This window comes from Asanoa sp. NPDC050611 (assembly GCF_040654855.1).
Taxonomy (GTDB): domain Bacteria; phylum Actinomycetota; class Actinomycetes; order Mycobacteriales; family Micromonosporaceae; genus Asanoa.
In genome coordinates, this window is sequence record NZ_JBFAIU010000283.1 from 1 (window position 1) to 10,167 (window position 10,167).

Annotated in this window: 13 protein-coding genes and 1 pseudogene; 2 read left to right on the forward strand and 12 right to left on the reverse strand. The window is 72.5% G+C overall.

What is annotated here, in order from left to right:
- From AB0H87_RS31480 to AB0H87_RS31530, 11 genes are all read right to left on the reverse strand, one after another.
- Positions 1-1,149 (reverse strand): proton-conducting transporter membrane subunit (locus AB0H87_RS31480; protein WP_360153786.1); only part of this gene is annotated, 1,149 nt, incomplete at its 3' end.
- On the reverse strand, positions 1,146-1,490 hold the full coding sequence (nuoK, locus tag AB0H87_RS31485) for an NADH-quinone oxidoreductase subunit NuoK (protein ID WP_360153789.1): 345 nt from the start codon (positions 1,488-1,490) through the stop codon (positions 1,146-1,148). The genes nuoK and AB0H87_RS31480, both read right to left, overlap by 4 nt.
- Entirely contained in the window at positions 1,487-1,990 is a 504-nt protein-coding gene (locus tag AB0H87_RS31490) for an NADH-quinone oxidoreductase subunit J (protein ID WP_360153792.1), read from the reverse strand. The genes nuoK and AB0H87_RS31490 overlap by 4 nt, the downstream gene beginning before the upstream one ends.
- On the reverse strand, positions 1,987-2,541 hold the full coding sequence (locus tag AB0H87_RS31495; protein WP_360153795.1) for an NADH-quinone oxidoreductase subunit I: 555 nt from the start codon (positions 2,539-2,541) through the stop codon (positions 1,987-1,989). The genes AB0H87_RS31490 and AB0H87_RS31495 overlap by 4 nt, the downstream gene beginning before the upstream one ends.
- Positions 2,542-2,817: 276 nt before the next feature.
- A complete protein-coding gene (locus AB0H87_RS31500; RefSeq protein ID WP_360153798.1) occupies positions 2,818-3,579 on the reverse strand; it encodes a hypothetical protein in 762 nt (253 codons plus the stop codon).
- Positions 3,580-3,675: 96 nt separating this feature from the next.
- Complete coding sequence (locus AB0H87_RS31505; protein WP_360153801.1) at positions 3,676-4,398, reverse strand: response regulator transcription factor; 723 nt, start codon at positions 4,396-4,398, stop codon at positions 3,676-3,678.
- A complete protein-coding gene (locus tag AB0H87_RS31510; protein WP_360153804.1) occupies positions 4,368-5,498 on the reverse strand; it encodes a hypothetical protein in 1,131 nt (376 codons plus the stop codon). Before AB0H87_RS31510 ends, AB0H87_RS31505 begins: the two co-directional genes overlap by 31 nt.
- Positions 5,488-6,738, reverse strand: a complete 1,251-nt coding sequence (locus AB0H87_RS31515) for an ATP-binding protein (protein WP_360153807.1) — start codon at positions 6,736-6,738, stop codon at positions 5,488-5,490. Before AB0H87_RS31515 ends, AB0H87_RS31510 begins: the two co-directional genes overlap by 11 nt.
- A gap of 68 nt (positions 6,739-6,806) precedes the next feature.
- The gene (locus tag AB0H87_RS31520) at positions 6,807-7,211 is read right to left on the reverse strand and encodes an ester cyclase (protein ID WP_360153810.1); all 405 of its coding nucleotides are present in this window, start codon (positions 7,209-7,211) and stop codon (positions 6,807-6,809) included.
- The gene (locus AB0H87_RS31525) at positions 7,208-8,167 is read right to left on the reverse strand and encodes a complex I subunit 1 family protein (protein WP_360153813.1); all 960 of its coding nucleotides are present in this window, start codon (positions 8,165-8,167) and stop codon (positions 7,208-7,210) included. The genes AB0H87_RS31520 and AB0H87_RS31525 overlap by 4 nt, the downstream gene beginning before the upstream one ends.
- Positions 8,167-8,736 (reverse strand): NADH-quinone oxidoreductase subunit C, encoded by a 570-nt coding sequence (locus tag AB0H87_RS31530; RefSeq protein WP_360153816.1) that lies wholly within the window; start codon positions 8,734-8,736, stop codon positions 8,167-8,169. The genes AB0H87_RS31525 and AB0H87_RS31530 overlap by 1 nt, the downstream gene beginning before the upstream one ends.
- A 22-nt stretch (positions 8,737-8,758) precedes the next feature.
- Here AB0H87_RS31530 and AB0H87_RS31535 point away from each other — a divergent pair, with 22 nt between their 5' ends.
- Entirely contained in the window at positions 8,759-9,742 is a 984-nt protein-coding gene (locus AB0H87_RS31535) for a 2-oxoglutarate and iron-dependent oxygenase domain-containing protein (RefSeq protein ID WP_360153819.1), read from the forward strand.
- Here the strand turns inward: AB0H87_RS31535 and AB0H87_RS31540 are convergent.
- Positions 9,739-9,915, reverse strand: a complete 177-nt coding sequence (locus AB0H87_RS31540) for a hypothetical protein (RefSeq protein WP_360153821.1) — start codon at positions 9,913-9,915, stop codon at positions 9,739-9,741. The two genes, AB0H87_RS31535 and AB0H87_RS31540, sit on opposite strands and share 4 nt — an antisense overlap.
- Positions 9,916-10,022: 107 nt before the next feature.
- Between AB0H87_RS31540 and AB0H87_RS31545 the strand changes: the two are divergent.
- Positions 10,023-10,167 (forward strand): annotated as a pseudogene (locus AB0H87_RS31545) (SigE family RNA polymerase sigma factor); the annotation flags it as partial.

The following is a 10,167-nucleotide window of genomic DNA, read 5'->3' on the forward strand; positions in this document are numbered from 1 at the left end:
CGGCAGCCCGATCAGCGCGCCGAGCCCGATCGTCATGGACCAGAACGTGCCCGGCATGCGCCTGCGCAGCCCGCCCATCGCAGACATCGAGTTGCTGCCGACCGCGTGGATCACCGAGCCGGCGCCGAGGAACAGCAGCGCCTTGAACGCGGCGTGGGTGAGCAGGTGGAACAGCGCGACGCCGGGCGCGCCGACCGCGAGCGCGGCCGCCATGTAGCCGATCTGGGACACCGTCGACCAGGCGAGGACCCGCTTGATGTCGTCCTGCGCGGTCGCCGCGAACGCGCCGATCAGCACGGTGACGACCGCCATGACGCCGAGCACCTCGAGCGCCGGGTCGCCGAGCACGAACACCGGGTAGAGCCGGGTCACCACGTAGATGCCGGCCGCGACCATCGTGGCCGCGTGGATCAGCGCGGAGATCGGCGTCGGGCCCGCCATCGCGTCCGGCAGCCAGGTGTGCAGCGGGAACTGCGCGCTCTTGCCCGCGACCCCGGCGAGCAGCAGCAGCGCCGCGGCGGTAACGGTGGCGGCCGGCAGGCCGGGCAGCGCGGCCAGCACCTGCGTGATCCAGAAGCTGCCGGCGTTGACACCCAGCAGCACGATGCCGAGCAGGAAGCCGATGTCACCGACCCGCGTGACCAGGAACGCCTTCACCGCCGCCGCGGGCGCCCCGGGCAGCCGCCGGTCGTGGCCGATCAGCAGGTACGAGCAGATGCCCATGACCTCCCAGCCGACCAGCAGCAGGATCAGGTCGCCGGCGACCACGACCAGCAGCATCGCGGCGGTGAAGAGGCTGACCTGGGCCGCGTACGGCGGATAACGGTCGTCGTCGTGCAGGTAGGTGGTCGAGTAGACCTGCACCGCCAGCGCGACCACGCCGACCGCGACCGCGACGAACGCCGCCGCCGAGTCGATCCGCACGCCCGCGGTGACGGTCAGGTCGCCGATCCGGACCCAGTCGACGACGGTCTCGAACGGCTCGTCGACGCGCACGGCCAGCAGGATCGCCACGACCAGGGCACCGGCCGCGCCCGCGATGCCGAGATATGCCGCCGCGGCCTTGGACCGCAGCGGCAGGACAAACCCCGAAAGGGCCGCCACCAGGGGTACGACGGGCAGCAGTGGCCCAAGAACATCCAGACTCATGGAGCCACCCTGGGTTCGTCCAGCTCACTGGCCGGCGCCGCGTCGAGCCGGACCGTGTCGACGGCGACGCTGGCCCGCAGCCGGTAGAGCTGCAGCACGATGGCCAGGCCGACGCCCACCTCGGCGGCCGCGAGCACGATGACGAACAGCGCGAACACCTGCCCGCCGTGCGGCAGGGTCGCCTGCACGGTGGTGTCGGCGGTGACCAGGATCAGGTTGACCGCGTTGAGCATCAGCTCGACCGCCATCAGCACGAGCACCGCGTTGCGCCGCCGCAGCACCCCGTAGACGCCGGCGCCGAAGAGCAGCGCCCCGATGACGTACGGGATGACGGGTCTCATGGCCGGCTCCCGATGTCCGGCCGGGACACGATGATCGCGCCCACCAGCGCGGCGAGCAGCAGCACCGAGAGCACCTCGAACGGCAGCACCCAGGAGCGGAACAGCTCGGTGCCGATGCGCTCGGCGTTGCCCGGCGCGGGCAGCTCGACCGCCGACCAGCGGAAGGCGTCGGCGAACAGCGCGGCCAGGCCGAGCCCGGCCCCACCGCCGATCAGCACGGCCGGCAGGCCGGGGCGGTTGAGGTCGGGCGAGCGGCCGATCGGCGCCCGGGTCAGCATCACCGCGAACAGCAGCAGCACGACGACCGCGCCGACGTAGATCAGCACCTGCACCCAGGCGACCAGCTCGGCGGTGAGCACGAGGTAGAGGCCGGCGACGGCGCCGAGGCAGACCACGAGGTAGAGGCCGGCCCGGACGAGCTGGTCCGTGGTCACCACGAGGACGCCCGAGCCCACTGCCACCGCCCCGAGGGCCAGCAGCAGCACGTCGGCGCCGGTCACCTCGGCGTCCTGGGCGGTCGGGCCGGCGGTGCACCGGGGGCGTCACCACCGCCGGCGCGCTTCGCCGCGGTCGCCTCCTCCTTGGCCGGCTCGCCGTTGGGGTCGTGCGCGGGCGGTGCCGGCACGGTGGCCATCCACTCGCCGAGCTGCTCCTTGTCGTGCAGCAGGTTCTTGATGTCGTATTCGGCGTACTCGAACTCGGGCGACCAGTAGAGCGCGTCGAACGGGCACGCCTCGATGCAGATGCCGCAGTACATGCACAGTGAGAAGTCGATGTCGAAGCGGTCGAGCACGTTGCGCTGGCGCGGGCGGGCCGCGCCGGGCACGACGACCTCTTCCTTGTGCGAGTCGATGTAGATGCACCAGTCGGGGCACTCGCGGGCGCACAACATGCACACCGTGCAGTTCTCGGTGAGCAGCGCGATCACGCCGCGCGACCGGGGCGGCAGGTCGGGGGCCTGGTCGGGGTATTGGTGGGTGTGCGAGCGGCGCGTCATCGTCTTCAACGTGACGGCCAGCCCCTTCGCCAACCCAACCCCGGGTACACCCATGACTCACATCCTGCCGTGAGTGGTTGTCTTGATTCAATCCGTGCAGCCGAACGCAAACAGGGCGCCCAGTAGGCGCCCTGTTTGCCGGGGAGGGTTTCGGGACCGACGGTCTGGGTCTGTCGGGTGGATCAGGGTGGTGCTCCGGCGAGGTCCAGGCGGCGTCCGGGTGTGCGCGGAGGTCAGTCGGATACCGGTGTTGTATCCGGCTGGCCTCCGCGTGCGGCCGGTCGCCGTCTGGATCCGGCGGAGTGCCGCCCTGATCCACCCGACAGACCCTTAAGCGGGACCGCCGCCTGTGAGGCCCCAATGTTCCTGGACCGGGGCCGGGTGGTAGTAGTCGTCGCGGTTGACGAACTCGACCGGCAGGCCGCCCGGCAGGGCGACGCCACGCTGCGGGTCGGTCAGCTCGTCGAGCAGCAGGGCCGAGCCGGCCCGCAGCTGCAGCGCGTCGCGGTCGCGCGGCGACAGCTCGACGATGTCGGGGTTGGTCAGGCGGAACCGGCTGATCGAGCGGCGGACCGTGAGCGCCAGCTCCCGGCCGTCGCCGGCGACGCCGCCGGAGAGCATCAGGGCCGGGCGCCGGTTGGACCGCATCGAGTCGCAGACGATCAGCACGCCCTGCGGGCCGGGTGCGGGCAGCAGGTGCAGCCGCCAGGGCCACTGCCAGAGGATCTGGCCGGTGGCCACCCGGGTGCCGCCACCGAGGGCGGGCCGGCGGCGCGGCCGGGGCGGGCCGAACGGGGCCATCGTGCGGTGCCGCGGTGCGCCGACGCGGGCGAGGTCCCAGTCGTCGCAGACGTATGCCAGCCGGCGGTCGGTGATCGTGACGTCGGCGGGCCGGGGCAGCGTCCAGCGCCGCTCGGCCTGGCCGCCGGGCGCGCCGATCAGATAACCGGTGACGGTGACCTGGCCGCGCCAGCGCACCTCTTCGCCCGGTTCGAGCACGACTGCGCGCTGGCGGTCGAGCACGGGGCTGGTGTCGTCGGGCGTCGGGTCATCGAACCGGTACGGCTGGATGAAGAAGGGTGTGGCGGTCATCGGGGCGGGGCCTCCAGGGTGAGGAACCTGTCACCATGTTGGCTTCGCGCGCACGCAGTGTCATGACAGTCAACCGGGGGTCGGTCGATCGGCGGGTTAATCCGATGGCCGATCGGGTGACGCGTATGACCGGTACGTCCCGATCTCCTCGGGTCTGATCAGCCCGTCCTCGATCGCCCGCGCGAGCAGCGCCGACTTGGTCGCCGCCGGTCGACCGGCCCGGGCGTACTTGATCCGCGCGCGGTCCACGTACTGCTTCACGGTGTGCTCGCTGATCTGCATGCGCTTGGCCACCGACGCCTTCGACATCGACTGGAACCAGAGCAGCAGCGCCTCCCGCTCCTTGTCGGACAGCGACGGCCGGGTGCTGCGCCGGTCGCCGACCATCGCGCCGGCCAGCGACGGCGGCACGTACGGCCGGTCGGCCGCCGCGGCCAGCACCGTGTCGACGCAGTGGTCGCGCCCTTCGTGCTTGGCGAGGAACGCCACCGCGCCCGCGTCGAGCACGGCGAGGATCGTGGACGACTCGTGGTGCTCGGAGTAGACCACGACGCGCTGGCCGGCGGCGCTCAGCTCGCTTACCTTGTCGACCACCATCCGGCCGTGCAGGCGCAGGTCGAGCAGGATCACGTCGGCCGGGCCGGCGGTCAGCACCGCGTCGACGTTGTCGCCGGTCGCGACCACCTCCAGCCGCGGGTCGGCGGAGAGCCACGAGCGGACGCCCTCGAGCACCACGGGGTGGTCGTCGACGATCGCGACGGCCACCCGCGCGTCCCCCGTCCCGTACGTCATGCCGCCCGCCATCGTGTCTGCGCCCATAAGAGTTCCTCGTCCCGCTCGTACCAGTAGTCCACTACGCCGTTCATCGGCCAGGAGTGCGCCTCCTTGGCCGGCCCCGCCGTCGCCGGGGTGGTCAGGCTGACCACGACCTCGTCCGGTTGCGCCACCACCGTCACCCGGGCCCAGTCCCGCGCGGTCGCCAGCGTCGCGGCCAGCGGCTCGGCGAGCCGGCGCCGGATCGCGACGTCGAGCTCGGGCAGCTCGCCGACCGCGATCAGGTCGACCGGCACGCCCTGCCGCTCGGCCACGTCGACGCAGGCGCGCAGCTCGTGCAGGAGCGGGTCGGGCACGTCGTCGGACTCGGCGATCAGGCGGCGGAGCCGCGCGGCGGCCAGCGCACAGGATCGCTGCACGTCGGGGTCGACCGGGTCCGCACGCCCGGTGGCGAGGTCGTCGAGGAGGGCGCCCGCGGCTTCGGAGACGATGCCGAGCCGCTCCTGGCGCTCCTGCTGGGCGTGTGCCGCGCCGAGCCGCTCGGACTCCAGCGCGGCGCGGGCGGCTTCGCTGAGCGCCGCGCTGCTGGCGGTCTCGCGCAGGGCGCTCATCGCCGCGTGGAGCGCGATCGGCAGGACCCCGGTGCCGTAGATGTACATCACGAAGCGGCTGAGGTCGACCGCGCCCTGGCCGTCGGGGCTGGCGGCGACGACGCCGACCAGGCCGAAGGCGGCGTTGGCGACGAGCACTCCGATCAGCGCGCCGATGCCCCGGTCGTAGACGAGCAGCAGCGCGAACCAGCCGATCGTGCCCCAGGCCCAGTTGAGGGAGTTGAAGAACTCGCGGTCGGGCGTGACGGCGATGACCAGCACGTCGACGATCAGCAGCACCGCGAGCAGCGGGACGACCGGCACCGCGAAGCCGTGGAACAGCCGCGCGGTGGCTAGCACGCCGACCATGGCGTAGAGCACCCAGCCGGCCGCGGCGGCCCAGGGCACGCGGTAGTCGGTCCAGCCGCCGGCGATGCCCGGCACGTTGACGGCGAGGTGCCAGCCGAACGCGATGACGACGGCGGCGATCCGGCCGCCCCGGTCGGCGGTGGCCACCACGGCCGCGCCGGCGCTGCGTAGTCGCTCAGCCGACATCGACCCACTCCAGGTGGATGCGCGTGCCGTTGCCGGGCGCGGTGTCGATCCGGGCGCTGCCGTCGACCGCCGCCATCCGAGCCATGATCGACTCGCGGATGCCGTACCGGTACGGCGGGATGGCGGCTATGTCGAAGCCCGGGCCGACGTCGATGACCTCGACCGTGACGGACTCCCGGGTCTGGTGCAGGCGCAGCCAGGCCACCGAGCCCTCGGCGTGCCGCACCACATTGGACAGCGCGGCGTCGGCGCTCTCCGCGATCGCGTCGGCGACGGTGGACGGCACGAGGCAGGGCTCCAGCGCCGCGGTCAGCGGATAGCCTTCGTAGCGCTCGACGATCAGCCTCAGCCGCTCGTCGAGGGAGACCCTGGCCGCGGGGTCGAGCACCGGCCGGCGCGCCGGGTCGAACAGGGTACGCAGGTCCGCCGAGGCCCGGGCGCGCAGCATCGGCGACTGGCCGGCGACACCGCCGAGGCCGACCATCGTCAGCGTGGAGAGCACGGTGTCGTGCAGGTCGCGGTTCTGCTTGCGCTCGGCCTCGCGAGCGGCCCGGGCGATCACGGACTCACGGTGGGTCCGCTGGTAGGCCGTGAAGATCCCGTCAGCGGCGCGGGCGCTGCGCCGCGTGACGTAGACCAGGCCGGCCGCGAGGAACGTCTGCACGACCAGCAGGACCGTGTGGCTGATCGCCTCGCCCGACTCGTCGGCGATGATCGCACCGACGCAGTAGGACGCCGCGACGACGAACCCGAACGCCACGCCATGCACCACGCGCAGGGCGAACTGCGCGGTGATGATCGACGTGCTGGCCAGGACCGCGATCCAGCTCACGCCGCCGGGCAGCACGTCCGGCGCGACCAGCACCCGCATGCACAGGCAGGCGGCGGCGGTCAGCGCGCCGTCGATCAGCACCACCCGGGCCCGGATGCCATTGTCGACGGTCTGCCGGTAGAACACATAGGACCAGGCCGTCAGCACGACGACCGCGAGCGCCAGCGGCACCGCCTGGACCGGTGGCTCCCGCACCGCGAGCGCGACGACGGCGACCGCGATGCCGCAACTGAGCCGGATCGCCGCCGGGAACAGCGCGTAGACCCGGGCCAGCGCGACGCCCGCCGGGTTGGCGGTCGGCTCCGGCGCGGGCGGCTCGGGCACCGGGGCGAGCGAGATCGGCTCGGGTCGGGACCACGGACGGTCCGGCGGCCCGGAATGCTGCCGCCGGAGGCTGTGTGTGGGCACCGACGCACCCAGACGCGTGTCGATGCGGGCATTTAACCACGCAACGCGCGCGTACGGTCACCGCGTCACTAAGCGGGGGGCAACATTTCCACACCTAGCTGCTGAAGAAGCTGGAAGAGCTCGTTGACGCTCCACACGTCGGCGATCAACCCGTCGGCGTCGAACCGCAGGAAGGTGGCACCGGAGTAGCTGACCACCGTGCCGGTCGGCGGCACCGGGCCGAACTGGCCGAGCTGGGTGCCGGCGGCACGCCAGTGCACGGCCGCGCGGTCGCCGCTGACGACCAGGTCGACGATCTTGTAGCGGAGGTCGGGGAAGGCCGCCCGGCGTTCCTGGTGCCAGGCGAGCACGCCGGCCGGGCCGCTGGCGCCAAGACCCGGGCAGTCGGGCGCGATCAGCTCGTAAGCGGTGTTCTCGTCGGCGCCGTTCCAGACGTCGGCGATGAGCCGCCGCACGACCGCGTCGCGGCTCACAGCGCCACCCGGACGGCGGCGGTCAGCACGAGCTGGCCCAGCGACACCGGCACGAGCACCAGCCAGCACAGGCGCTGGAGCTGGTCCTCGCGCAGCCGCGGGTAGGCGACCCGGAACCAGATCACGATGAACGCCACCGCGAAGATCTTGATCAGCGTCCACAGCCAGCCGAGCTGGTCGTCGAGCGGGCCCTTCCAGCCGCCGAGGAACAGCACCGTGGTCAGGGCCGCGATCACCACGATGCCCACGTATTCGGCGAGCAGGAAGAACGCGAAGCGCAGGCCCGTGTATTCGGTCATGTAGCCGAACACCAGCTCGGAGTCGGCGATCGGCATGTCGAACGGCGGGCGGCGGATCTCGGCCAGCCCGGCGACGAAGAACACCACCAGCGCCGGCAGCTGCCAGAGCAGCCACCAGGGCCGCCAGGCCTCGACGATGCCGGTCAGGCTCAGGGTGCCGGCCGCCATCGCGACGCTGGCGGCGGCGAGCACCATCGGCAGCTCGTAGCCGAGCAGCTGCGCCGCCCCGCGCAGGCCGCCGAGCAGGCTGTATTTGTTGGCCGAGGCCCACGCCGACATCAGCACCGCGACCACGCCGACGCCCAGCACGGCGAGCACGAAGAACAGGCCGACGTCGAGGTTCTGGCCGACCAGGTCGCCGGGGCCGAGCGGCACGACCAGCAGCACCAGCAGGTAGGGCACCAGGGCCACGAGCGGGGCGAGCCGGAACACCGACCGGTCCGCGGCGGCCGGCGTGATGTCCTCCTTCTGCACGAACTTGATGCCGTCGGCGATGAGCTGGGCCCAGCCGTGGTAGGCGCCGGCGTACATCGGGCCGAGCCGGCCCTGCATGTGTGCCATCACCTTGTGCTCGGTCTGGCCGACGACCAGCGGGAGGACCAGGAACGCGGCGACGACGCCGACCACGCGGACGAGGACCTCGAGCCAGAGCGGCATCAGGCCGGCCCCCATTCACCCGGAGCGGGGACGCCCGGCGGGCGCATCGGCGCGCGCTTGGTGGTGCCGGCCTCGCTCTCGCCCGGCTCCTTGGCGCCCGGCCAGGCCTTGGCGACCCGGGAGGCCAGCACGAACTCCTTGCGCAGCGGGTGGCCCTCGAACTCCGGCGGCAGCAGCAGCGGCCGCAGGTCGTCGTGGCCGGCGAAGTCGATGCCGAACATCTCGTGCGTCTCGCGCTCGTGCCAGGCCGCGCCCGGGTAGATCGGCACGACCGTGTCGACCACCGGCTCGGCGCGCGGCACCCGGGTGCGCAGCAGCAGGCCGTGGTTGAGCGTGGTCGACCAGAGGTGGGCGACCACCGCGAAGCCCTCGTCGAGCTCGTCGACCGCGGAGAGCCAGTCGAAGAAGTCGCAGGCCAACTCGGCGTCGTCGTGGGCGGCGCGGACCGCCTCGGCCCACCGCTCGGGTGGCACGTCGACGGTCGACCGGGCGTGCGAGTTGCCACCGGAGACGGAGTGCTCACCGGCGACCAGCTCGACGAGCCGCGCTCCGATCTCCTCCGGGGTCATGCGGAGATCCTAGGCTCTGGGCATGACGGAGACGAGGCTCCCGGTGATCGATGTGGGTCCGCTGCGCAGCGGAGACGACGTCGACGGGGTGGCGAGACAGATCGAGGCGGCCTGCCGGGACACCGGGTTCTTCTACGTCGCCGGGCACGGCGTACCCGATGAGCTGTTGACCCGGCTCGACGACGCGGCCCGGCAGTTCTTCGCGCTGCCCGAGGCGGAGAAGATGGCGATCGCGATGCGGCACGCCGGCCCGGCCTGGCGCGGCTACTTCCCGCTCGGTGGTGAGCTGACCGCCGGCCGGCCCGACCGCAAGGAGGGCATCTACTTCGGCGAGGAGCTGCCCGGCGGCGACCCGCGCGCGGGGCTGCCGCTGCACGGCCGCAACCTGTTCACGGCGGCGGTGCCGGCGCTGCGGGCGGCGGTGCTCGACTACCAGGCCGCGCTGACCGACCTCGCCCAGGACGTCCTGCGCGGTGTCGCCCGCAGCCTCGACCTGCCGGCCGACTACTTCGCGGCCGGCTACACCCGGGTGCCGACCGTGCTGTTCCGGATCTTCCACTACCCGCCGCAGGAGCCGGACTCGGGCGAGTGGGGCGTCGGCGAGCACACGGACTACGGCCTGCTCACGCTGCTGGCGCAGGACCGCAACGGCGGTCTGGCGGTACGCACGCCCGGCGGCTGGATCGACGCGCCGCCGCTGCCCGGCACGTTCGTCTGCAACATCGGCGACATGCTCGAACGGCTCACCGGCGGGTGGTACCGGTCGACCGTGCACCGGGTGCGCAACGTGAGCGGCAACGAGCGGCTCTCGTACCCCTTCTTCTTCGACCCGGACTTCAGCGCCGAGGTGCCGCCGCTGCCCGGCCGCGCGCGCACGACGGCGACCGGTGAGCCGCGCTGGGACGGCGCGGACCCGGTCGCGTTCACCGGCACCTACGGCGACTACCTGACCGCCAAGGTGGCCAAGGTCTTCCCGGAGCTGTTCGCGGCGACGAACGCGTCCTAGTCGGTCTCCGGGCGCTCGTCGAGGCGGTGCGTGCGGTCCGGCAGGCGGCCGGCACGTCGTGCCGCCTCCGCCTGTGCGGGGTTGCCGTAGCAGCTCGGGCAGCCGTCGTCGTCGCACGGGTCCTGGACCAGTCGACGGGATTGCGAGCCGTTGATTTGCCGCGATCGCGTCATGGCTCTCAGTTTCACCCGAACAACGCCCCGGCGTCGGCCGAATTACGACAATATGTGGGGCGGCATCGACGGGTTACTGTGAGGGGGCCGTCGACCCCGGGAGAGCTGTGCCGCCCGACAAGCTCGACTTCGCGGAGTTCTACGCCGCGTCGTTCCGCCCCCTGACGCATCAGCTGTTCGCCCACACGGGCGATCTGGCCGAGGCGCAGGACGTGGTGCAGGAGGCTTTCTGCCGGGCATGGCCACGCTGGT